Genomic DNA, 26089 nt, shown 5'->3' on the forward strand with positions numbered 1-26089 from the left:
CTGCTGCGGACGCTCGACGCGCTGGCGCGGGGCGAGTCCGCCCCGGGCCTGGTCGAGGGCTCGGTGGCGGACGGCAAGGTGGCGTTCCTGTTCACGGGGCAGGGCAGCCAGCGGCTCGGAATGGGCCGTGAGCTGTACGACGCGTACCCGGTGTTCGCGGATGCGCTGGATGAGGTGTGTGCGCATCTGGATCTGCACCTTGAGCGGCCGCTGCGGGATGTGTTGTTCGGGGACGACGCCTCGGTGCTGGACCAGACGGGGTTCACTCAGCCTGCGTTGTTCGCGGTTGAGGTGGCGCTGTTTCGGCTGGTCGAGGCGTGGGGTGTGAAGCCGGACTTCCTGTCGGGGCATTCGATCGGTGAGTTGGCTGCGGCGCATGTGGCGGGTGTGCTGTCGCTGGAGGACGCCGCTGCGCTGGTGGCGGCGCGTGGGCGGTTGATGCAGGAGCTTCCGGCCGGTGGCGCGATGGTCGCGGTGCAGGCGTCGGAGGACGAGGTGCTGCCGCTGCTCGGTGGGCGGGTGAGCATTGCCGCGGTGAATGGCCCGGCGTCGGTGGTCATCGCGGGTGACGAGGACGCTGTTGTTGAGGTCGCGGCGTCGTTTGAGGCGCAGGGTCGTAAGACGAAGCGGCTCACGGTCAGCCATGCGTTCCACTCGCCGCGTATGGACGGGATGCTGGACGCGTTCCGCGAGGTGGCGGAGGGGCTGTCGTACGAGGCTCCGCGTATTCCGATCGTGTCGAACCTGACGGGCGAGCTGGTTTCCGCCGAGGAGATCACCAGCCCGGACTTCTGGGTGCGGCATGTCCGTGAGGCCGTGCGCTTCCTCGATGGTGTGCGTGTTCTGGAGGCTCAGGGCGTCACGACGTACGTCGAGCTGGGCCCCGACGGTGTGCTCACCGCCATGGCGCAGGACTGCCTCACCGAGGGCGACGCCGCCGTCTGCGTTCCTTCTCTGCGCAAGGAGCGCGCCGAGAGCGAGTCGGTGACCACTGCCCTCGCCCGACTGCACGTCGGGGGCCTGGCTCCGGACTGGGCGGCGTACTTCGCGGGCACCGGTGTCCGCCGCGTCGAGCTGCCCACGTACGCCTTCCAGCGCGAGCGGTTCTGGCTGGAGGAGGCGCCGACCGTCGCGGATGCTGCGCCGGGGACCGCCGTTGATGGGCGGTTCTGGGATGTGGTGGAGCGTGGGGATGTGGCTGCGCTGGCTGCGGAGTTGGAGGTGGATCCGGGGCTGTCGTTGGGTGAGGTGTTGCCTGCGTTGTCGTCGTGGCGGCGGCAGGAGTCCGTGCGTTCGACGGCGGATGGTTGGCGTTATGGGGTGTCGTGGCGGCCGGTGAGGGATCGGTCGGCCGGGGCGCCGGGTGGTTGTTGGGTGGTGGTGGTTCCGGCTGGTGAGGCCGGGGGTGTGTGGTCCGCGGGTGTGGTGCGGATGCTGGCCGAGCGTGGCGTCGATGTGCGGCTCGTCGAGCTGGGTGCTGAGGCTGAGCGTGGCGCGGTTGCTGAGCAGCTGCGTGCGGCGGTCGTGGGTGCTTCGGTCGCGGGTGTGGTCTCGCTGCTGGCGGTCGAGGGTGATGCCGCTCTGCTGCGTACGGCTGCGTTGACGCAGGCGTTGGGTGATGCGGGTATGGGTGCGCCGTTGTGGGTGGCGACGCGGGGTGCGGTGTCGGTGGGGCGTTCGGACGGTGCGGTGTGCCCGGACCAGGCGTTGGTGTGGGGTCTGGGTCGGGTGGCGGCGTTGGAGTTGCCGGAGCGGTGGGGTGGGTTGGTTGATCTGCCGGAGTCGGTGGATGAGCGTGCGCTTGCGCGGCTGGCGGGGGTGCTGGCTGGCGGTGGCGGTGAGGACCAGGTCGCGGTGCGGGCGTCGGGGGTCTTCGGGCGTCGGCTGGTTCGGGCCTCTGCGGCGGTGTCGTCGGGTGGTTCGTGGCGGCCCGGTGGTGGGTCGGTGCTGGTCACGGGTGGTACGGGTGCGTTGGGTGCGCGGGTGGCGCGTTGGCTGGTGGCGGCTGGTGCTGAGCATGTGGTGCTGAGCAGCCGTCGTGGACTGGATGCTCCGGGTGCGGTCGAGCTGCGGGATGAGTTGTCGGCGTCGGGTGCCCGGGTGACCGTGGCGGCGTGTGATGTGGCGGATCGGGATGCGCTGGCGGAGTTGCTGGCGTCGCTGCCGGACGAGCTGCCGCTGACCGCCGTTATCCACACCGCCGGTGTGCTGGACGACGGCGTAGTGGACGGGCTGGACGCCGAGCGCGTGGAGCGGGTGCTGCGCGCCAAGGTCGCTTCCGCGCGGAACCTCCATGAGCTGACCCGCGACCTGGACCTTTCCGCGTTCGTCCTCTTCTCTTCCCTCGCCGCGACGGTCGGCGCGCCCGGCCAGGGCAACTACGCGGCGGCCAACGCTTACCTGGACGCGCTCGCCGAGCGGCGGCGCGCCCAGGGCTTGCCCGCCACCTCGATCGCCTGGGGCCCCTGGGCCGAGGGCGGCATGGCCGCCGACGATGCGCTGGAGCGGCGTATGCGGCGCGACGGAGTGCCGCCGATGGCGCCCGAGGTGGCGCTGACCGCGCTTCAGCAGGCGCTCGACCACGACGACACGGCCGTGACGGTCGCGGACATCGACTGGGACCGCTTCCTCGCGGAGTTCACCGCCGTACGGCCCAGCGCGCTGTTCGGCGAGCTGCCCGCGGCACGGCCCGTACCGGCCGCCGCCGAACGCCCGACCGCCACCGGAGCCGGGACCGGCACGCTGGCGGAGAGGCTGTCCGGCCTGACCGGGACCGAGCGCGCTCAGACCGTGCTGGAGCTGGTCCGTACGCAGGTCGCGGCGGTGCTCGGGCACGGCGGGGCCGAGGCGGTCGTGGCGGGGCGCGCCTTCAAGGAGCTGGGCTTCGACTCGCTCACCGCTGTCGAACTCCGCAACCGGCTGAACGCCGCCACCGGTCTGCGGCTGCCCGCCACCCTCATCTACGACTACCCCAACGCCACCGCGCTGGCCGACCACCTGCGGACGGAACTGCTGGGCGCCGACGCGACGGCGACCGGCGGCACCGCCACGCCGCAGCTCGCGGTGGCCGACGATCCGATCGCGATCGTGGCGATGAGCTGCCGTTTCCCGGGTGGGGTGCGCACGCCGGAGGAGCTGTGGCAGCTGCTCACCGCGGGCGAGGACGCGATAGCCGATTTCCCGGCCGACCGTGGCTGGGACCTGGCGGGGCTGTACGACCCGGACCCGGAGCGTCAGGGCACCTCGTACACGCGCGAGGGCGGCTTCCTCTACGACGTCGCCGACTTCGACCCGGCGTTCTTCGGCATCTCGCCGCGTGAGGCGCTGGCCATGGATCCGCAGCAGCGGTTGCTGCTGGAGACGTCGTGGGAGGCGTTCGAGCGCGCGGGCATCGACCCGACGGCGCTGCGCGGTCAGCCGGTCGGCGTGTTCGCCGGTACCAACGGTCAGGACTATCTGTCGCTGCTGATGGCAGCACCCGAGGGGCTCGAAGGCCACCTGGGTACGGGCAACGCGGCGAGCGTGGTGTCCGGGCGGATCTCGTACACCTTCGGGCTCGAGGGCCCGGCGGTCACGGTGGACACGGCGTGCTCGTCGTCGCTGGTGGCGCTGCATCTGGCGGTGCAGGCGCTGCGTCAGGGCGAATGCTCGATGGCGCTCGCGGGCGGCGTCACGGTGATGTCCACCCCCGAGAACTTCATCGACTTCAGCCGTCAGCGGGGGCTTGCGGCCGACGGTCGTATCAAGGCGTTCGCGGCCGGTGCGGATGGCACCGGCTGGGGCGAGGGCGTCGGCATGCTGCTGGTCGAGCGGCTGTCGGACGCGCGCCGTAACGGCCACCCGGTCCTCGCCACCGTGCGCGGCTCGGCCGTCAACCAGGACGGTGCGTCGAACGGTCTGACGGCGCCCAACGGCCCGTCCCAGCAGCGGGTGATCCGGCAGGCGCTGACCAGCGCCGGACTGTCGACCGCCGATGTGGACGCGGTGGAGGCACACGGTACGGGAACCACGCTGGGCGACCCGATCGAGGCGCAGGCGCTGCTGGCCACGTACGGTCGCGACCGGTCCGAGGACCAGCCCCTGTGGTTGGGTTCCATCAAGTCCAACATCGGCCACACGCAGGCTGCGGCCGGTGTCGCGGGCGTGATGAAGATGGTCCTCGCCATGCGCCATGGCGTGCTGCCGCAGACGCTCCACGTGGACGCGCCGTCGCCGCACGTGGACTGGTCGGCGGGCGCGGTCGAGCTGCTGAGCGAGACGCGGGAATGGCCGGAGACGGGCCGTCCGCGCCGGGCCGCGGTGTCCTCGTTCGGCATCAGCGGCACCAATGCGCACACCATCATCGAGCAGGCCCCGGCCATCGAGGCTCCGTCGTCCGAGCCTCGCGTTCTGGAGACGCTGCCGTTCGCGCTGTCGGCCAAGAGCCCCGAGGCGCTGCGGGAGCAAGCCGCGCGGCTGCGCGCCTACGTCGAGACGCGGCCCGAAGCGGCGCCGCTCGCCGTCGCCCACGCCCTGGCCGTCGGCCGCGCCGCCCTGGAGCGGCGTGCGGTGCTGACCGTCAGCGACCGCGATGAGCTGCTGCGGACGCTCGACGCGCTGGCGCGGGGCGAGTCCGCCCCGGGCCTGGTCGAGGGCTCGGTGGCGGACGGCAAGGTGGCGTTCCTGTTCACGGGGCAGGGCAGCCAGCGGCTCGGAATGGGCCGTGAGCTGTACGACGCGTACCCGGTGTTCGCGGATGCGCTGGATGAGGTGTGTGCGCATCTGGATCTGCACCTTGAGCGGCCGCTGCGGGATGTGCTGTTCGGGGATGATGCCTCGGTTCTGGATCAGACGGGGTTCACTCAGCCTGCGTTGTTCGCGGTTGAGGTGGCGTTGTTCCGGTTGGTCGAGGCGTGGGGTGTGACGCCGGACTTCCTGTCCGGGCACTCGATCGGTGAGTTGGCTGCGGCGCATGTGGCGGGTGTGCTGTCGCTGGAGGACGCCGCCGCGTTGGTGGCGGCTCGTGGGCGGTTGATGCAGGAGCTTCCGGCCGGTGGCGCGATGATCGCCATCCAGGCGTCGGAGGACGAGGTGGCGCCGCTGCTGACCGAGCGGGTGAGCATCGCCGCTCTCAACGGACCCACCTCCGTGGTCATCGCGGGCGACGAGGACGCCGCTGTCGAGATCGCGGCTGGCTTCGAGGCGCAGGGTCGTAAGACGAAGCGGCTCACGGTCAGCCATGCGTTCCACTCGCCGCGTATGGACGGGATGCTGGAGGCGTTCCGTGAGGTGGCGCAGGGGCTTTCGTACGAGGCCCCGAGCATCCCGATCGTCTCCAACCTGACCGGGGAGGTCGTTTCCGCCGAGGAGATCACCAGCCCGGACTTCTGGGTGCGCCACGTCCGCGAGGCGGTCCGCTTCCTGGGCGGCGTCCGAACGCTCGAAGCCCAGGGCGTCACCACGTACATCGAGCTGGGCCCGGACGGTGTGCTCACCGCCATGGCGCAGGAGTGCGTGTCCGGGGAGGAGGCGGCCTTCGTCTCCGTCTGCCGCAAGGACCGTCCCGAGACCGACGCGCTGACGTCCGCCGTCGCCCGTGCGTACGTCCGTGGCGTACCGCTGGACTGGGACGCCGTCTTCGGCGCGGTCGCCACCGGCATCGATCCGGCCGAGCTGCCGACGTACCCCTTCCAGCGCCAGCGCTACTGGCCCAGCGCCGCGGCCCTGGCGGCGGGCGACCCCGAGTCGATCGGGCTCGGGGACATCGACCATCCGTTGCTGGGTGCCGCCGTGGCGCTCGCGGATGCCGATGGCCTGCTGCTCACCGGCGTGCTGTCCACGCGCACCCACCCCTGGCTGGCCGACCACGCCGTCATGGGCACCGTGCTGCTGCCGGGCACGGCCTTCGTGGAGCTGGCGAGCGCCGCCGGTGCCCAGGTCGGCTGCGAGCGGTTGGACGAACTGACCCTCGAAGCCCCGCTCGTGCTGCCCGAACACACCGGGGTGCGGGTGCAGCTCGTCGTGGACGGGCCGGACGAGTCCGGCGCCCGCGCCTTCAGCCTCCACTCGCGCAGGCAGGACGCGCTCGGCACCGAGCCGTGGACGCGCCACGCCACCGGTGTGCTGACGGTCGGCGGCCGGACCGACGCTCCCGACACGCTGGCCGTATGGCCGCCGCAGGGCGCCACGCCCGTCGCGGTCGACGGGCTGTACGAGGACCTGGCCGGGGCGGGCCTGGGGTACGGGCCGGTGTTCCAGGGGCTGAAGGGCGCCTGGCGGCTCGGCGACGACCTGTACGCCGACGTCGCGCTCCCCGAGGACACCGCCCTGACGGCGGGCGCCGAAGCGGGGCGGTTCGGGTTGCACCCCGCGCTGCTCGACGCCGCGTTGCACGTCATCGGGCTCGACAACCCCGACCGAGAGGCGGCGCTGGCCGAGGGCGCGCTGCTGCCGTTCGCGTGGAACGGCGTCCAGCTGCTCGCGGCCGGGGCCGATGTGCTCCGGGTGCGGGTGACCGAGCAGTCGCGGGACACCGTCTCGCTGCTGGTGGCCGACGGCACGGGACGACCGGTGGCCACGGTCGAGTCCGTGGCGCTGCGGGCCGCCTCCGCCGACCAGGTGCGCGCGGCATCGGGCGGGCTGCACGAATCGCTGTTCCGGCTGGACTGGACGGCGGTTCCGACGGGCACAGAAAGGGCCACGGGCCACTGGGCGCTGCTCGGCGCCGACGACGCCGGGGCCTTCCCGGAGGACGTGCGGCCCGCCGCGTACGCCGATCTGGCGGCGCTGCGTCAGGCCGTCGACGCGGGGGAGCCCGCGCCCGACACGGTGTTCGTCCACGCAGCCGCAGACGGCGACGACGCGGCCGCCGTACACACCGCCACCCAGGACATGCTGGCCCTGCTCCAGCCCTGGCTGGCCGACGAGCGGTTCACCGAGTCGCGGCTCGTGCTGCTGACCCGGGGCGCGGTGGAGACCGAGCCGGGGGCGGGTGGCGCGCAGCTGCCGCAGGCCGCCGTGCGCGGGCTGTTCCGCTCCGCGCAGTCGGAGAACCCGGCCCGCCTGGTGCTGCTCGACGTGGACGGCCAGGAGGACTCGTACCGTACGGTGTCCGCCGCGCTCGCCCTGGACGAGCCCGAGGTGGCGCTGCGCGGGGGCGTGGCGCTCGCGCCGCGGCTGTCCCGTACGCCAGTCGCAACGGAACCAAGTGGCCCGTCCTTCGACGCGCACGGCACCGTGCTGCTCACCGGCGCCTCCGGCACTCTCGGTGGCCTCTTCGCCCGCCACCTCGTGTCGACCCGCGGCGTACGGCACTTGCTGCTGGTCAGCCGCCGTGGCGCCGATGCCGATGGCGCCGATGCGCTGACCGCCGACCTCACGGCGGCCGGTGCCACCGTGACCTGGGCGGCCTGTGATGTGGCCGACCGCGACGCGCTCGCCGCGACGCTGGCCGCGATCCCGGCCGAGCATCCGCTGACCGCCGTCGTGCACACCGCGGGTGTTTTGGACGACGGGATCATCGGCTCGCTGACGCCCGAGCGCGTGTCGGGCGTCCTGCGCCCCAAGGTGGACGCGGCGCTCAACCTGCACGAGCTGACCCGCGGACACGACCTGTCAGCGTTCGTACTGTTCTCCGGCGCCGCGGCCGTGTTCGGCGCGCCGGGGCAGGCGAGTTACGCCGCCGCCAACTCCTTCCTGGAGGCCCTCGCCCAACACCGCGCCGCCCAGGGGCTTCCGGCCACCGCGCTGGGCTGGGGCCTGTGGTCCGGCGCGGGCATGGGCGGCGGTCTCGACGACGTCGACCTGCGCCGCATCGCGCGCGGCGGCGTCGCCCCGATCCCCGCCGACGAGGGCCTTGCGCTCTTCGACGCGGCACACGCCGACGGCACGGCCGCCGTGCTGTTCCCGATGCGGCTCGACTACGCCGGGCTGCGCACCGAGGCCGCGGCGACCGGCACCGTACCGGCCCTGTTCCGCGGTCTGGTGCGGGCTCCGGTGCGGCGCGCCGCCCCCGCGGCCACCGGCACCGCCGACGGTTCTACGCTCGTACGGCGGCTGGCCGGGCTCGCGCGGTCCGAACAGGACCGTGAGCTGCTGGAGTTGGTGTGCGGACGGGTCGCCGCGGTGCTCGGGCACGGCGGGGCCGACGCGATCGAGCCCGGGCGGGCGTTCAAGGAGCTGGGCTTCGACTCGCTCACCGCCGTCGAACTCCGCAACGACCTCAAGACCGTGACCGGACTGCGCCTCCCGGCCACGCTCGTCTTCGACTACCCGACCCCGACCGCCCTCGCCGGATATCTGCGCGACGAACTGCTCGGCGCCGAGGACGCCGTGGCCCCGGCCGCCACCGGGGGCACGGTCACCGTCGCCGCCACTGACGACGACCCGATCGTCATCGTCGGCATGAGCTGCCGCTACCCGGGCGGTGTGAGCACGCCCGAGGAGCTGTGGGACCTCGTCGCCGCGGGTGGTGACGGCATCTCCGGCTTCCCCGTCGACCGCGGCTGGGACCTGGACGGCCTGTACCACCCGGACCCCGACCACGCGGGCACCTCGTACACCCGGGAGGGCGGCTTCCTGCACGACGCCGCCGACTTCGACCCGGCGTTCTTCGGCATCTCGCCGCGCGAGGCCCTTGCCATGGACCCGCAGCAGCGGCTGCTGCTGGAGACGTCATGGGAGGCGTTCGAGCGGGCGGGCATCGACCCGGCCACGCTGCGCGGCAGCCGAACCGGTGTGTTCGCGGGCGTCATGTACCACGACTACGTCACCGGCCTGGACGGCATCCCGGAGGGCGTCGAGGGCTACGTCGGCACCGGCAACGCGGGCAGCATCGCGTCGGGCCGGGTCGCGTACACCTTCGGGCTGGAGGGCCCGGCCGTCACCGTCGACACCGCGTGCTCGTCGTCGCTGGTCGCGCTGCACTGGGCGATCCAGGCGCTGCGCGCGGGGGAGTGCACCATGGCGCTCGCCGGCGGTGTGGCGATCATGGCCACGCCCGAGACGTTCGTGGACTTCAGCCGTCAGCGCGGCCTCGCCACCGACGGCCGATGCAAGTCGTTCGCGGCGGGCGCGGACGGTACGGGCTGGGCCGAGGGCGCGGGCATGCTGCTCGTGGAGCGGCTGTCGGACGCGCGCCGCAACGGCCACCAAGTGCTGGCGGTCGTACGCGGCAGCGCGATCAACCAGGACGGTGCGTCGAATGGTCTGACGGCGCCGAACGGTCCGTCGCAGCAGCGGGTCATCCGCCAGGCGCTGGCCGCCTCCGGGCTGTCGGTTGGCGATGTGGACGCGGTGGAGGCGCACGGTACGGGGACGACGCTGGGCGACCCCATCGAGGCGCAGGCGCTGCTCGCCACGTACGGGCGCGAGCGGTCCGACGACCAGCCGCTGTGGCTCGGCTCCATCAAGTCCAACATCGGCCACACCCAGGCGGCGGCCGGTGTCGCGGGCATCATCAAGATGGTGATGGCCATGCGGCACGGTGTGCTGCCGCAGACCCTTCACGTCGACGCGCCGTCCCCGAACGTCGATTGGGCCGAGGGCGCGGTCTCGCTGCTGACGGAGGCGCGGGAGTGGCCGGAGACGGGCCGTCCGCGCCGGGCGGGTGTGTCGTCGTTCGGCATCAGTGGCACCAACGCGCACACCATCATCGAGCAGGCTCCGGCGGTCGAGGCCCCGGTGATGGTGTCCGACGTCCCCACCCGTGTCCTGCCGTGGCCGCTGTCGGCCATGGGCCAGGAGGCGCTGCGCGACCAGGCCCGCCGCCTACGCGACCGGGTGAGCGTCGCCGACGAGATCGACCTCGCCGACATCGGCTACACCCTGGCCACCGGCCGCACCGCCTTCGAGGACCGTGCGGTGCTGGTGGCGGGCGACCGCGAGGGCTTCCTGCGCGGTCTGGCGGCGCTGGCCGCCGGTGAACCGGCCCCGGGCGTGGTCCAGGGCTCGCCGGTCGCCGGGAAGGTCGCCTTCCTGTTCACGGGGCAGGGCAGCCAGCGACTGGGGATGGGTCGTGAGCTGTACGACGCGTACCCGGTGTTCGCGGAGGCGCTGGATGCGGTGTGCGATGCGCTGGATGGGCATCTTGAGCAGCCGCTGAAGACGGTGCTGTTTGGTGATGACGCGGCGGTCTTGGATCAGACGGCGTTCACCCAGCCTGCGCTGTTCGCGGTCGAGGTGGCACTGTTCCGGCTGGTTGAAACGTGGGGTCTGCGTGCGGACTTCCTCTCCGGCCACTCGATCGGTGAGCTTGCTGCCGCGCATGTGGCGGGGGTGCTCTCGCTCGCGGATGCGGCGAAGCTGGTGGCGGCGCGTGGGCGGCTGATGCAGGAGCTTCCGGTCGGTGGCGCGATGATTGCCGTCCAGGCGTCCGAGGACGAGGTGGTGCCGCTGCTCACCGAGCGGGTGAGCATCGCCGCCCTCAACGGGCCTACCTCCGTGGTCATCGCGGGTGACGAGGACGTGGCGCTGGAAATCGCCGCGGCCTTCGAGGAGCAGGGTCGTAAGACCAAGCGGCTCACGGTCAGCCACGCCTTCCACTCGCCGCGTATGGACGGGATGCTGGACGCGTTCCGCGAGGTGGCCGAGGGGCTGTCGTACGAGGCTCCCCGTATCCCGATCGTCTCCAACCTCACCGGAAACGTCGTCTCCGCCGAGGAGATCACCAGCCCCGACTTCTGGGTGCGCCACGTCCGCGAGGCGGTCCGCTTCCTCGACGGCATCCGCACCCTCGAAGCCCAGGGCGTCACCACCTACCTCGAACTGGGCCCCGACGGTGTGCTGTCCGGCATGGGGCAGGACTGTCTGACCGAGGGCGCATTCCTCACTGCCCTCCGCAAGGACCGCCCCGAGGCCGAGACGCTGACCGGTGCCCTCGCCGGGGTGCGGGTGCGGCAGACCGCGCCCGACTGGGCGGCGTTCTACGCCGGGACCGGCGCCCGGCGCGTGGAGCTTCCGACGTACGCCTTCCAGCGCCGCCGCTACTGGCTGGACGTGGCCACAACGCCCACCGCCACCGCCCAGGACGCGGTGGACGCCCGCTTCTGGGAGGCCGTGGAGCGGGAAGACCTCGATGCGCTCGCCACCACGCTCGACCTGGGTGGCGAGGACAACGGGGCGCTGGAGACGCTGCTGCCCGCCCTGTCGTCGTGGCGGCGGCAGCACGCGGAGCGATCGACGGTCGACGGCTGGCGCTACCGGGTGTCGTGGAAGCCGGTGTCCGGCCGTTCCACCGCCGCGCCGCTGAGCGGCCGTTGGCTGGTCGTCGTACCGGCCGAGGCGACCGGGGATGTGTGGGTCGCCGGGGTCGTACGCATGCTGGACGACCGTGGCGTCAACGTGACGCGGGTCGAGCTGACCGCCGACGCCGACCGCACGGCAGTGGCCGCACAGCTGGCGGCCAGTGGCACCGTGACCGGTGTGGTGTCCCTGCTGGCCCTCGCGGAGCCGGAGGGCGACGCGCTGCTGCGTACCGCCGCGTTGACGCAGGCCCTGGGCGACGCGGGCATCGGCGCACCGCTGTGGGTGGCCACGCGGGGCGCGGTCGCGGTGGGCCGTTCGGACGGGGCGGTCAGCCCGGCTCAGGCGCAGCTGTGGGGGCTGGGCCTGGTCGCGGCGCTGGAACTGCCCGAGCGCTGGGGCGGTCTGGTCGACCTTCCCGCCGTGGCGGATGAGCGCGCGGTGGCACGGCTGGCGGAGGTGCTGGCCTCCCGAGCCGAGGCCGGGGCCGGGGCCCGGTGGCGAGGATCAGGTCGCGGTGCGTGCGTCGGGCGTCTTCGGGCGCCGCCTCGTACGGGCCTCGGCCCCCGCGTCGGCCGATGGCTCCTGGCGGCCCGGCACCGGGTCCGTACTGGTCACGGGCGGTACGGGCGCCCTGGGCGCACGCGTGGCCCGCTGGCTGGTGGAGAACGGCGCCGAGCACGTGGTGCTCACCAGCCGCCGTGGCCTGGACGCCCCCGGCGCCGCCGAGCTGCGCGACGAACTCGCCGCCTCAGGCGCCCGCGTGACCGTGGCCGCCTGCGACGCGGCCGACCGGGACGCGCTCGCGCGGCTGCTGGCCGGGCTTCCGGACGAGCTGCCGCTGACCGGCGTCGTGCACACGGCGGGCGTGCTGGACGACGGTGTGCTCGACGCGCTCACGCCCGAGCGGTTCACGACCGTGCTGCGCGCCAAGGTGGCCGCCGCGGCGCATCTGGACGAGCTGACGCGCGAGCTGGACCTGTCCGCGTTCGTGCTGTTCTCCTCGATCAGCGGCACGTTCGGCGCGGCGGGCCAGGGCAACTACGCGGCCGCCAACGCCTACCTCGACGCGCTCGCCGAGCGTCGGCGCGCCGAGGGCCTGCCCGCCACGTCCATCGCCTGGGGCCCGTGGGCCGAGGGCGGCATGGCGGCGGACGACGCGCTGGAGCAGCGGCTGCGCCGTGGCGGTCTGCCGCCGATGGACGCCGAGCGGGCGATGGCCGCCCTTCAGCGGGCGCTGGACTTGGACGACGCTGCGGTGGTCGTCGCGGACATCGACTGGGCCCGGTTCGCGCCGGACTTCACCGCCGTACGGCCGAGCCGCCTCATCGCGGACTTCGCGGAGGTGGCGGAGCCGGAAGCCGATAGCGACACCGTGTCGCCCGGCCAAGGACTCGCCGCGCGGCTGGCCGGGGTGGGCGAGGCCGAGCGGGACCGGCTGCTGCTGGACCTGGTCCGTACGCATGTGGCCGCGGTCCTCGGCCACGACGGCACCGAGTCGGTCGGCGCCGAACGGGCCTTCGGGGAGCTGGGCTTCGACTCGCTCACCGCCGTCGAGCTGCGCAACCGCCTCGGTGCCGCGAGCGGCGTCAAGCTGCCCGCGACCCTGGTCTTCGACTACCCGACGGCCACCGCGCTGGCGGGCTACCTGCGGGCCGAACTGGTCGACTCCGAGCCCGCCGCCACCCCATCGGCACCGGCCACCGTGGCAGTGGCCACCGACGACGACCCGATCGCGATCGTCGCGATGAGCTGCCGTTTCCCCGGCGGCGTCACCACCCCCGAGGAGCTGTGGCAGCTGCTGACGGCGGGCGGGGACGCGATCGCCGGGTTCCCGGCCGACCGCGGCTGGGACCTGGACGCGCTGTACGACCCGGACCCCGACAAGCGCGGCACCTTCTACGCCCGCGAGGGCGGCTTCCTGTACGACGCGGGCCGGTTCGACGCCGCGTTCTTCGGGATCTCGCCGCGTGAGGCGCTCGCGATGGACCCGCAGCAGAGGCTGCTGCTGGAGACCTCCTGGGAGGCGTTCGAGCGGGCGGGCATCGACCCGGCCACGCTGCGCGGCACCTCGGCCGGTGTCTTCGTCGGATCCAACGGGCAGGACTACGACGCCTCCCTGCACACGGTCCCCGAGGGCGTCGAGGGCTACCTCGGCACGGGCAACGCGGCGAGCGTGGTGTCCGGCCGGCTCGCGTACACCTTCGGTCTGGAGGGCCCGGCGGTCACCGTCGACACGGCCTGCTCCTCCTCGCTGGTGGCGCTGCACTGGGCGATCCAGGCGCTGCGGCAGGGCGAGTGCTCGCTCGCGCTCGCGGGCGGTGTGACGGTCATGTCGAGCCCCGGCGCGTACATCGAGTTCAGCCGTCAGCGCGGTCTCGCCGCCGATGGCCGCTGCAAGGCGTTCGCTGCCGGTGCGGACGGCACGGGCTGGGGCGAAGGCGTCGGCATGCTGCTGGTCGAGCGGCTGTCGGACGCGCGGGCCAACGGCCACCCGGTGCTCGCCGTCGTGCGCGGCTCGGCCATCAACCAGGACGGTGCGAGCAACGGCCTGACGGCGCCCAACGGCCCCGCCCAGCAGCGCGTCATCCGGCAGGCGCTGGCCACCGCCGGACTGTCCGCCGCCGAGGTGGACGCGGTCGAGGCGCACGGCACCGGCACCCGGCTCGGCGACCCGATCGAAGCGCAGGCGCTGCTCGCCACCTACGGGCAGGAGCGGGACCCGGAGCGGCCGCTGTGGCTGGGCGCCATCAAGTCCAACATCGGCCACACCCAGGCGGCGGCGGGTGTCGCGGGCATCATCAAGATGGTGCTCGCCATGCGCCACGGGGTGCTGCCGCAGACCCTCCACGTGGACGAGCCGTCGCCGCACGTCGACTGGTCGGCGGGCGCGGTGTCGCTGCTCACCCACGAGCAGGCATGGCCGGAGACCGGCCGTCCGCGCCGCGCGGGCGTCTCCTCGTTCGGCTTCAGCGGCACCAACGCCCATACGGTGCTGGAGCAGGCCCCGGAACCAGCCGCGGTCGATGGCACCGAGCCCTCCGCCGTACGGCCGGACGTGCTCGCCTGGCCGCTGTCGGCCAAGAGCGGGGACGCCCTGCGCGAGCAGGCCGAACGGCTGCGCGCCCACGTCGCCGCCGACCCGGCGCTCGACGCCGTGGACGTGGCGTACTCCCTGGCCACCACCAGGTCCGCGCTCGACCACCGCGCGGTGGTCCTCGGCCCCGACCGGGACCGGCTGCTCGCGGGCCTGGCGGCCCTCGCGCGCGGCGAGTCGGCCGCGCAGCTGGTCCAGGGCTCGCCCGCCGAAGGCCGTACGGCCGTGCTCTTCACCGGGCAGGGCAGCCAGCGGCTCGGCATGGGCCGCGAGCTGTACGAGGCCAGCCCGGTGTTCGCCGAGGCGCTGGACGCGGTCTGCGCCGAGCTGGACCGGCACCTCGAAAGGCCGCTGTACGACGTGCTGTTCGGCGCTGAGAAGGCCGACAAGGAGCTGCTGGACCGGACGGCCTTCACCCAGCCCGCCCTGTTCGCGGTCGGGGTGGCGCTGTTCCGGCTGGCCGAGGCCGCCGGGCTGCGGCCCGACGTCCTCGCCGGTCACTCCATCGGCGAACTGGCCGCCGCCCATGTGGCGGGCGTGCTCTCGCTGGCCGACGCCGCCACGCTGGTGGCCGCGCGGGGCCGTCTGATGCAGGAGCTTCCGGCCGGTGGCGCGATGATCGCGGTGCAGGCGTCGGAGGACGAGGCGGCGCCGCTGCTCACCGAGCGCGTGAGCATCGCCGCTGTCAACGGGCCCACGTCGGTCGTCATCGCGGGCGACGAGGACGCGACCGTGGAGATCGCGGCGGACTTCGAGGCGCGGGGCCGCAAGACCAAGCGGCTCACCGTCAGCCACGCCTTCCACTCCCCGCACATGGACGGCATGCTCGCCGGGTTCCGCAAGGTCGCCGAGGGCCTCACGTACGGCGCTCCGCGCATCCCGATCCTCTCGACCGTCACCGGGCAGCCGGTGACCGACGAGCTGGGCATGGGCTCCGACTACTGGGTGCGCCACGTACGCCAGTCCGTGCGCTTCCTCGACGGCATCCGCGCCCTGGAGGCCCAGGGCGTCACCACGTACGTCGAACTCGGCCCCGACGGTGTGCTGACCGCCATGGCGCAGGACTGCGTCACCGGCGAAGGACCGGACGACGTGGCCTTCGTACCGGTGCTGCGCGGCGGGCGCCCGGAGCCGGAAACCCTGGCCGGTGCCCTCGCCACCCTGCATGTCCGGGGCGTGGCGCTGGACTGGGAGGCGCTGTTCGCCGGGACCGGCGCACACCGCGTCGACCTGCCGACGTACGCGTTCCAGCGGCGCCACTACTGGCTCGACGGCACCCCGCGGCACACCACGCCCGACACGACCACGGATGTGGCCGGTGAGCGGTTCTGGGCGGCCGTCGAGAGCGACGACCTGGGCGCGCTGGCGGACACGGCGGGCATCGACGTGGACCAGCCGCTGAGCGCGCTGCTCCCGGCCCTGTCCGCGTGGCGGCGCCGCGAGCGCGAGCAGTCCGCGATCGAGGGCTGGCGCTACCGCGTCAGCTGGAAGCCGCTGGAGGAGCCGCGCCTCGCCGCGGCCCCGGGGGTGTGGCTGGTCGCCGAACCGGACGGCCACGCCGACACCGTACGGACCCTCCTCGACGCGCTGGCCGAACGCGGCGCCGACCTCCGGCGCATCGCGCCCACCGGAACCGACCTCGACCGGGAAGCCCTCGCCGACCGCATCCGCCGGGCCGCGGCCGGTGACCCCGTCCACGGGGTGCTGTCCCTGCTCGCCCTGGACGAACACCCGCACCCCGCACACGGCGCCGCGCCCACCGGGCTGCTGCGCACCGGCGTGCTGGTGCAGGCGCTCGGGGACGCGGGCGTGGACGCCCCGCTGTGGTGCGCCACGACCGGCGCGGTGTCCACCGCCGCCTCCGAACCCCCGCGCAGCGCCGCACAGGCGCAGGTGTGGGGCCTGGGCCGGGTGGTCGCCCTGGAGCACCCCGAGCGCTGGGGCGGCCTGATCGACCTGCCCGCGAGCCTGACGGACCTGCCCGCGACGCTCGACGAGCGCGCCGCCGACCGTTTGGCGGGCGTGCTCGGCGGACACGGGGACGACGCGCACGAGGACCAGTTCGCGATCCGTACGGCGGGAGTGCTGGCCCGCCGCCTCGCCCACGCCGAGCGCGCCACGGCCGCGGGCGAGCCGTGGCGGCCCCACGGCACGGTCCTGGTCACCGGCGGCACCGGGGCGCTGGGCGCCCATGTGGCCCGCTGGCTGGCGGCGGGCGGCGCCGAGCATCTGGTGCTCACCAGCCGCCGTGGCCCCGACGCCCCCGGTGCCTCCCAGCTCGACGCCGAACTGACCGCGCTGGGCGCCCGGGTGACCGTCGCCGCCTGCGATGTCACCGACCGGGAGGCGGTGGCCGGGCTGCTGGCCCGGATCCGGGACGAACACCCGGACCACCCGCTCACCGCCGTCGTGCACACGGCGGGCGCCGGGCAGTTCGCGCCGCTCGCGGACACCGCACCGGCCGATGTCGCCGACGTGGTCGCCGCGAAGGTGGCGGGCGCCAACCACCTGGACGCGCTGCTCGCCGACACCGACCTCGACGCGTTCGTGCTCTTCTCCTCCATCGCCGGGGTGTGGGGCAGCGGTGGCCAGGGTGCGTACGCCGCCGCCAACGCCCACCTGGACGCGCTCGCCGAACAGCGCCGCGCCCGGGGCGCCGCCGCCACCTCCGTGGCCTGGGGCCCGTGGGCGGACGGCGGGCTCGTGGCCGACGACGAGGCGGCCGAGCAACTGCGCCGCCGCGGACTGCCGGTCATGGCCCCGCACTCCGCCATCGCCGCGCTCCAGCAGGCGCTGGACGGCAGCGAGACCACGATCACCGTCGCCGACGTCGACTGGGACCGCTTCGCGCCCGCCTTCACCGCGGCCCGTCCGCGTCCGCTCATCGCCGACCTGCCGGAGGTCCGGAACGCCGACACGGCGGCCGATGTGGTGAGCGACGACGATCCGGCCGAGGCGCTGCGGGAGCGGCTGTCGGGGCTCACCGAGTCCGAGGCCGACCGCGTGCTGCTCGACCTCGTACGCGCCGAAGTCGCCGCCGTCCTCGGACACGATGACACCACGGCCATCGAGGCGGGCCGGGCCTTCAAGGAGCTGGGCTTCGACTCGCTCACCGCCGTCGAACTCCGCAACCGGCTGAACGCCGCGACCGGGCTCCAGCTCACCGCCACCCTGGTCTTCGACCACCCCACGCCCGGCGTGCTCGCGGGTGAACTGCGCGCCGAAATCCTGGGCGAGGACACCACACCGGAACTCCCGGCCCTCGCGGAAATCGACAAGCTGGAATTCACCCTCTCCCACGTTCCCGACGACAAGGCGGAACGCGAGCGGGTCACGGCGCGGCTCGAAGCGCTGCTGCGGACATGGCACGAGACGGAGAACGAGACGGGCGCGGACGGTGCCGACGACGATGACCTCGATATCGAATCCGCCTCGGCCGAAGACATCTTCGACCTCATCAACAATGAATTCGGAAGGTCCTGACGTGATGACCGCTCACATTTCCACTGACCTCAGGAGGTGACGTTTTCGTGGCTAGCGCGAACGAAGAGAAGCTTCTCGACAATCTGAAGTGGATGACCACTGAGCTGCGTCGGACCCGTCGCCGCCTGACCGAGGTGGAGGCGGACGCGCAGGAACCCATCGCGATCGTCGCGATGAGCTGCCGCTTCCCCGGCGGCATCGGATCCCCCGAGGACCTGTGGCGGCTCGTCGACGAGGGCGGCGACGCCATTTCCGGATTCCCCGGCGACCGCGGCTGGGACATCGAAGGGCTCGCCGACCCGGACCCCGACCGCAAGGGCACCTTCTACAACAGCGGTGGCGGATTCCTCGACGGCGTCGCCGATTTCGACCCCGGATTCTTCGGCATTTCGCCGCGCGAGGCCCTTGCCATGGACCCGCAGCAGCGGTTGCTGCTGGAAACCTCCTGGGAAGCCTTCGAGCGGGCGGGCATCGACCCGACGTCCGTCCACGGCAGCCGCACCGGCGTCTACGTGGGCGCCGCGGCCATGGGTTACGGCTCCGACACATCGGAGGAACTCGAAGGGCTGATGCTCACCGGCGGCGCCACCAGCGTGCTCTCCGGCCGCATCGCCTACACCTTCGGTCTCGAAGGCCCGGCCGCCACCATCGACACGGCCTGCTCGTCGTCCCTCGTCGCCCTCCACTGGGCAGCCCAGGCGCTGCGTCAGCGCGAATGCTCGCTCGCCCTGGTCGGCGGCGTCACCGTGATGCCCAACCCCGATGTCTTCGTGGAGTTCAGCCGTCAGCGCGGCCTCGCCCCCGACGGCCGCTGCAAGTCCTTCGCGGCGTCGGCCGACGGCACCGGCTGGTCCGAGGGCGTCGGCGTCCTGCTGGTCGAGCGGCTGTCGGACGCCCGCAAGAACGGCCACCAGGTGCTGGCCGTCGTACGCGGCTCGGCGGTCAACCAGGACGGTGCGTCGAACGGTCTGACGGCGCCCAACGGTCCGTCGCAGCGCCGCGTCATCCGCCAGGCCCTGGAGAACGCCCGGCTGTCCGCCGCCGAGATCGACGTGATCGAAGCCCACGGCACCGGTACGACCCTGGGCGACCCGATCGAGGCGCAGGCGCTGCTCGCCACCTACGGCCAGGAACGGCCCGAGGGCCAGCCCATGTGGCTGGGCTCGCTCAAGTCCAACCTGGGCCACACCCAGGCGGCGGCCGGTGTCGCGGGCGTCATCAAGATGGTCATGGCGATACGCCACGGCGTCATGCCCCGGACCTTCAACATCGACCAGTCCTCCCCGACGGTCGACTGTCGCGGGCGCGTGGAATCTGCTGAACGAAGCGCTTCCCTGGGACGACACCGGACGGCCGCGCCGGGCCGGGGTCTCGGCCTTCGGCGTGAGCGGCACCAACGCCCACACCATCCTGGAGCAGGCCCCGGAGCCGGAGGCCGAGGAGCCTCGGCCCGCGGGCGACGGCGCTCCGGCCGCCGTACTGCCGTGGATCCTCTCCGCCAAGACCGCGACGGCGCTCCGCGACAACGCCCGCCGTCTCGCCGACCACCTGGACCGCGCCCCCGCCCTGGGCACCGCCGACATCGGCCACTCCCTGGCCACCGGCAGGGCCGCCCTGGACCACCGCGCGGCCATCGTGGGCACCGACCGCGACGCGCTGCGGCAGGGTCTGGACGCCCTGGCGCGGGGCGAGTCGGCTGCGGGGCTCGTCGCGGGCCCGGTGGACGGCGGTCAGGTCGCGTTCCTGTTCACAGGGCAGGGCAGCCAGCGGCTGGGGATGGGCCGTGAGCTGTACGAGGCGTATCCGGTGTTCGCCGGTGCGCTGGATGAGGTGTGCGCGGAGCTGGACCGGCACCTTGAGCGGCCGCTGAAGGGTGTGCTGTTCGGGGACGATGCCTCGGTTCTTGACCGGACGGGCTTCACTCAGCCTGCGTTGTTCGCGGTTGAGGTGGCGCTGTTCCGGCTGGTCGAGGCGTGGGGTGTGAAGCCGGACTTCCTGTCGGGGCACTCGATCGGTGAGCTGGCCGCTGCTTATGTGGCGGGTGTGTTGTCGCTCGCTGACGCTGCGAAGTTGGTGGCGGCTCGTGGGCGGTTGATGCAGAAGCTTCCGGCCGGTGGCGCGATGGTCGCGGTGCAGGCGTCGGAGGACGAGGTGGCGCCGCTGCTCACCGAGCGCGTCAGCATCGCTGCTGTGAATGGCCCGACGTCGGTCGTGATCGCGGGAGATGAGGACGCGGCTCTGGAGATTGCGGCTGGCTTTGAGGCGCAGGGTCGTAAGACCAAGCGGCTCACGGTCAGCCACGCCTTCCACTCGCCCCGCATGGACGGGATGCTGGACGCGTTTCGCCAGGTCGCGCAGGGGCTGTCGTACGAGGCTCCGCGCATCCCCATCGTCTCCAACCTCACCGGTGATGTCGTCTCCGCCCAGGACATCGCCACCCCGGAGTTCTGGGTGCGGCATGTCCGTGAGGCCGTGCGCTTCCTCGATGGTGTGCGGACCCTCGAAACCAAGGGCGTCACGACGTTCATCGAGCTGGGCCCCGACGGTGTCCTCACCGCCATGGCACAGGAGTGCGTGACCGGCGACGCCGCCGCCTTCGTATCCGTCCTCCGCAAGGACCGGCCCGAGGCCGAGGCGCTGACGACCGCCGTCGCGCGGGCGCATGTGCGGGGCGTGGCGGTGGACTGGGCGGCTTTCTACGCCGGTACGGGCGCTGTTCGCGTGGACCTGCCGACGTATGCGTTTCAGCATGAGCGGTTCTGGTTGGAGCCGGGCGCCGGGTCGGTCGGTGATGTGGCGTCGGTGGGGTTGGAGCTGGCGGGGCATCCGCTCTTGGGTGCGGCGGTGTCGTTGGCGGAGTCCGACGGGTTGTTGTTCACGGGTCGGTTGGGTGTGGATTCGCATCCGTGGCTGGCCGACCATGTGGTGCGTGGCTCGGTGGTGGTGCCGGGAACGGCGTTTGTGGAGCTGGCGGTTCGGGCTGGTGACCAGGCCGGTTGCGACCGTCTGGACGAGCTGACGCTGCATGCGCCGCTGGTGCTGCCCGAGCGCGGTGGCGTTCGGCTTCAGGTCACCGTAGGCGCCCCGGACACCACCGGGCGGCGTTCCGTCGCCGTGCTCTCCCGCGCCGAGGACGCCCCGGCCGAGGAGCCGTGGACGCGTCATGCCAGCGGTGCACTCGTCGCGGGCGCGCCCCGGCCGTCGTTCGCGCTGACCCAGTGGCCGCCGCAGGACGCCAAGCGCGCTCGTACCGAGGAGCTGTACGAGGCGCTGGCGGACGGCGGGCTGCGCTACGGCCCGGTGTTCCAGGGGCTCGACGCCGCCTGGCGACGCGGCGACGAGCTGTTCGCCGAGGTCCGGCTGCCGGAGGCTGTCGCGTCCGACGCGCAGGCGTACGGGCTGCACCCGGCGCTGCTCGACTCCGCGCTGCACGCGCTCGGGCTGGACGGCCTGGGCGACGGTGACAGCGACGGCGGGCGGCTGCCGTTCGCCTGGAGCGGGGTGTCGCTGTACGCGAGCGGCGCGTCGGCGCTGCGCGTACGGCTGGAGTTGCAGGGCGCGGACGGCGTCCGGCTGGAGATCGCGGACACGTCCGGCGCACCGGTCGCCGCCGTGGATTCGCTGGTCCTGCGCGCCGTGTCGGACGAGCAGGTGCGGGCCGCGCGGGCGGCGTACCACGAGTCGCTGTTCCGCGTGGAGTGGACCGAGCTGGCGACGGGGGCGGCGAGCGGCGGCCTGTGGGCGGTGCTCGGTACGGACCGTGTCGTGAGCCACCCCGCCGGTGTCGAGGCCGTGGCGTACGCGGATCTCGCGGCGCTGACCGAGGCGGTCGCCGACGGTGCGGCCGTACCGGACTACGTGTTCGCGACGCCGTCCACCGAGGGCGACTACGGGTCGCCGGACGCCGTGCGTGAGGCCACGGTCGGGGCGCTGGGCCTGGCCCAGGCGTGGCTGGCCGACGAGCGGTTCGCCGCTTCGCGGCTGGTGTTCCTGACCGTGGGGGATGGCGATCCGGCGCAGGCCGCGGCCTGGGGTCTGCTGCGTTCGGCGCAGGCCGAGAACCCGGACCGCTTCATCCTCCTGGACACCGACGGTGACAGCTCGTCGCTCGCGGCGCTTCCGGCGGCGCTGGCGGCGGGCGAGGAGGAGCTTGCGGTGCGTGCGGGCGTGGCCCGCGTCCCGAGGCTGGCCCGGGTACCGGCCACGGAAACCCAGGAAACGGGCTTCAGCGCGGACGGCACGGTCCTGGTCACCGGCGCCTCCGGCACGCTGGGCGGGCTGGTGGCCCGCCATCTGGCCACCGAGCACGGCGTACGGCGGCTGCTGCTGGTGAGCCGTCGCGGCGACCAGGCACCGGGCGCGGACGAACTGACCGCAGAACTCACCGAATTGGGCGCCGAAGCACACTGGGCCGCATGCGATGTGGCGGACCGGGCCGCGCTTGCCGCGACCCTCGCCACCGTTCCCGCCGAGCATCCGCTGACGGCCGTCGTGCACACGGCGGGCGTCCTGGACGACGGCGTGATCAGCTCGCTGACGCCCGAGCGCGTCGCACACGTTCTGCGCCCCAAGGTGGACGCGGCCTGGAACCTGCACGAGCTGACAGCGACTACGGACCTGACGGCGTTCGTGCTGTTCTCGTCCGCCTCGGGCGTGTTCGGCACCCCCGGACAGGGCAACTACGCGGCCGCCAACGCGTTCCTCGACGCCCTGGCCACCGCCCGCCGCGCCGAGGGGCTCCCGGCCGTCTCGCTCGCCTGGGGACCCTGGGCGGGCGCCGGTATGGCCGGTGGCCTGGACGAGGCCGACGTCGCCCGGATGCGGCGCGCCGGACTGCCGCCGCTGACCCCGGCGGAGGGCCTGGCGCTGCTGGACGCGGCCCTCGCCACCGGCGAGGCCACACCCGCGCCGATGCGCGTGGACGCCGTGGCGCTGCGCGCCCAGGCCGCCGCGGGCACGCTCGCGCCGGTGCTGCGCGGACTGGTCCGGGTGCCGGTGCGGCGCGCGGTGGACACCGCCGCGGGCGGCGCGGTCGGGCTGGCCGAGCGGCTGGCCGGGCTGAGCGCTGCCGAACAGGACCGGGCGCTGCTGGACCTGGTCCGTACGCAGGTGGCCGCCGTCCTCGGCTACGCGGGCCCGCAGGCCGTCGACGAGGGCCGGGCGTTCAAGGACCTGGGCTTCGACTCGCTCACCGCCGTCGAACTGCGCAACCTCCTCCGCGAGGCGACCGGGCTGCGGCTGCCGCCGACCCTCGTCTTCGACTACCCGACCTCGGCCGCCCTGGTGGGCCACCTGCGCGACGAGATCATCGGGGACCGGGCCGCCGAGGCGATCGTGCCCGCCCAGGTGACCCCCGCGGCCGACCAGGACGACCCGATCGCGATCGTCGCGATGAGCTGCCGCTTCCCCGGTGGCGTACGGTCGCCCGAGGAGCTGTGGCAGCTGCTGCTCGCTGGGGAAGACGCCATCACCCCGTTCCCCGCCGACCGCGGCTGGGACCTCGCCACCCTCTACAGCGACGACCCGGACTTGGAGGGCACCAGCTACACCCGCGAGGGCGGCTTCCTGCACGATGTCGCCGACTTCGACGCCCCGTTCTTCGGGATCTCGCCGCGCGAGGCGCTGGCCATGGACCCGCAGCAGCGGCTGCTGCTGGAAACCTCCTGGGAGGCGTTCGAGCGGGCGGGCATCGACCCGGCCACCCTGCGCGGCAGCAAGACCGGCGTGTACGTCGGCTCCAACGACCAGGACTATCTGACCCTGTGGCTCAACGAACCGCAGGGCCTCGAAGGCCACCTCGGCACCGGCAACTCCTCCAGCGTGGCGTCCGGCCGCCTCTCCTACGCCTTCGGGCTCGAAGGGCCCGCCCTCACCGTCGACACCGCGTGCTCGTCCTCGGTGGTGGCCCTGCACCTGGCCGCGCAGGCGCTGCGCAACGGCGAATGCTCGCTCGCGCTGGCCGGAGCCGTCACGGTCATGTCGACCCCCGGCGCCTTCCTGGAGTTCAGCCGTCAGCGCGGACTGGCCGCCGACGGCCGGATCAAGGCGTTCTCCGGTGACGCGGACGGCACCAACTGGGCCGAGGGCGTGGGCCTGTTCCTGGTGGAACGGCTCTCCGACGCCCGCCGCAACGGCCACCCGGTGCTCGCCCTCCTCCGCTCCACCGCCATCAACCAGGACGGTGCGAGCAACGGTCTGACGGCGCCCAACGGCCCCTCCCAGCAGCGCGTGATCCGGCAGGCCCTGGCCAGCGCCGGGCTGTCGGCCACCGACATCGACGCGGTGGAGGCTCACGGCACCGGTACGTCGCTCGGCGACCCCATCGAGGCGCAGGCGCTGCTCGCCACCTACGGCCGGAACCGGCCCGAGGGGCGGCCCCTCTGGCTGGGCTCGGTGAAGTCCAACATCGGCCACACCCAGGCCGTGGCGGGCGCCGCCGGAATCATGAAGATGGTCATGGCGATGCGGCACGGCGCGCTGCCGCAGACGCTGCACGTCGCCGAGCCGACGCCGCACGTCGACTGGTCGGCGGGCGACATCGAGCTGCTGACCGAGGCCCGGCCCTGGCCGGAGACCGACGGCCGTCCGCGTCGCGCGGGCGTGTCGTCCTTCGGCTTCAGCGGCACCAACTCGCACGCGATCATCGAAGCGGCACCGGCCGACGACACCCTCTCCGCGGCCGCTCCGGAACGGTCCCTGCCCGTCCTCGCCTGGCCCGTCTCGGGCCGCGACGGCGACGCGCTGCGGGCCCAGGCCACGCGCCTGCACGCCTACGCGGACGGCCACCCCGAGCTGCGCCCGCTCGACTTGGCGTATTCCCTGGCCACCTCCCGCGCCGCCCTGGAACACCGGGCCGTACTGCTCGGCCGGGACGCGGAACACCTTGGCGAGGGGCTGACGGCCCTGGCCGAGGGGCACGGCGGCCCCGGGCTCGTCGAGGGCTCGGTGACCGGCGGCCGGATGGCGTTCCTGTTCACGGGCCAGGGCAGCCAGCGGCTGGGAATGGGCCGTGAGCTGTACGAGGCGTACCCGGTGTTCGCGGAGGCGCTGAACGCGGTGTGCGCGGAGCTGGACCAGCACCTGGAACGGCCGCTGCGTGACGTTCTCTTCGGTGAGGACGCCGCAGCACTGGACCAGACTGGCTTCACCCAGCCTGCGCTGTTCGCGGTCGAGGTGGCGCTGTTCCGGCTGGTCGAGGCGTGGGGTCTGCGTGCGGACTTCCTGTCCGGCCACTCGATCGGTGAGTTGGCTGCCGCGCATGTGGCGGGTGTGTTCTCGCTCGCGGACGCGTGCCGGTTGGTGGCCGCTCGTGGCCGTCTGATGCAGGAGCTTCCGGCCGGTGGCGCGATGATCGCCATCCAGGCGTCGGAGGACGAGGTGGCGCCGCTGCTCACCGACCGGGTGAGCATTGCCGCCCTCAACGGGCCCACGTCAGTGGTCATCGCGGGTGACGAGGATGACGCCGTGCAGATCGCGGCGGGCTTCGAGGCGCAAGGTCGTAAGACCAAGCGGCTCACGGTCAGCCACGCCTTCCACTCGCCGCGTATGGACGGCACGTTGGAGGCGTTCCGCGAGGTCGCGCAGGGGCTGACGTACGAGGCTCCGCGCATCCCGATCGTCTCCAACCTCACCGGTCAGCTGGTCTCCGCCGAGGAGATCACCAGCCCGGACTTCTGGGTGCGCCACGTCCGCGAGGCGGTCCGCTTCCTCGACGGTGTCCGTACGCTCGAAGCGCAGGGCGTGACGACGTACGTCGAGCTGGGCCCGGACGGTGTGCTCACCGCCATGGCGCAGGACTGCGTCACCGCCGACGACGACACCGTCTTCGTGCCCGCCCTCCGCAAGGACCGCCCCGAGGCGGACGCCGTCACCACGGCGCTCGCCCAGGCGTACGTCCGGGGCGCCGGGGTGGACTGGGCGGCGTACTTCGCCGGGGCCGGTGCGTCCCGCGTCGAGCTGCCCACGTACGCCTTCCAGCGCCGCCGCTACTGGCCCGACACCACCCCGCAAGGGGCCGTCGAAACCACTGTGGACGCGGTGGACGCGCGGTTCTGGGACGCCGTGGAGCGCGAGGACTGGCAGTCGCTGGCCACCGAGCTGCGCGTCGAGGGCGACCAGCCGCTCCGCGCGGTGCTGCCCGCGCTGTCGTCGTGGCGCCGCACCCGGCGCGAGGAGTCCGCCGCCGAGGCCCGCCTCTACAACGTGACGTGGAAAGCCGAGCCCGCAGGCCCCGTCCGGGACCCCGTCCGGCACCTGGGCTGACCGTCGTCCCCGCGAGCCTCGCCGGGG

At 73.4% G+C, this 26089-nt stretch carries 2 protein-coding genes and 2 pseudogenes; all 4 read left to right on the forward strand.

Translation table 11 applies throughout. The features are described 5' to 3' along the window. On the forward strand, positions 1-12588 hold a 12588-nt coding region (locus tag SSOG_RS56430), incomplete at its 5' end, for a type I polyketide synthase (protein ID WP_245606405.1). 142 nt (positions 12589-12730) lie between these two features. Further along, positions 12731-17800, forward strand: a pseudogene (locus SSOG_RS56435) (type I polyketide synthase); the annotation flags it as partial. 92 nt (positions 17801-17892) lie between these two features. Continuing rightward, a pseudogene (locus tag SSOG_RS56440) lies at positions 17893-19011 on the forward strand (beta-ketoacyl synthase N-terminal-like domain-containing protein); the annotation flags it as partial. Next, positions 19004-26062, forward strand: coding sequence for a type I polyketide synthase (locus SSOG_RS54970; RefSeq protein WP_245606406.1), 7059 nt, complete (start codon positions 19004-19006; stop codon positions 26060-26062). The pseudogene SSOG_RS56440 and the gene SSOG_RS54970, both read left to right, overlap by 8 nt. Positions 26063-26089 lie beyond the last annotated feature (27 nt).

Source organism: Streptomyces himastatinicus ATCC 53653 (assembly GCF_000158915.1).
Taxonomy (GTDB): domain Bacteria; phylum Actinomycetota; class Actinomycetes; order Streptomycetales; family Streptomycetaceae; genus Streptomyces; species Streptomyces himastatinicus.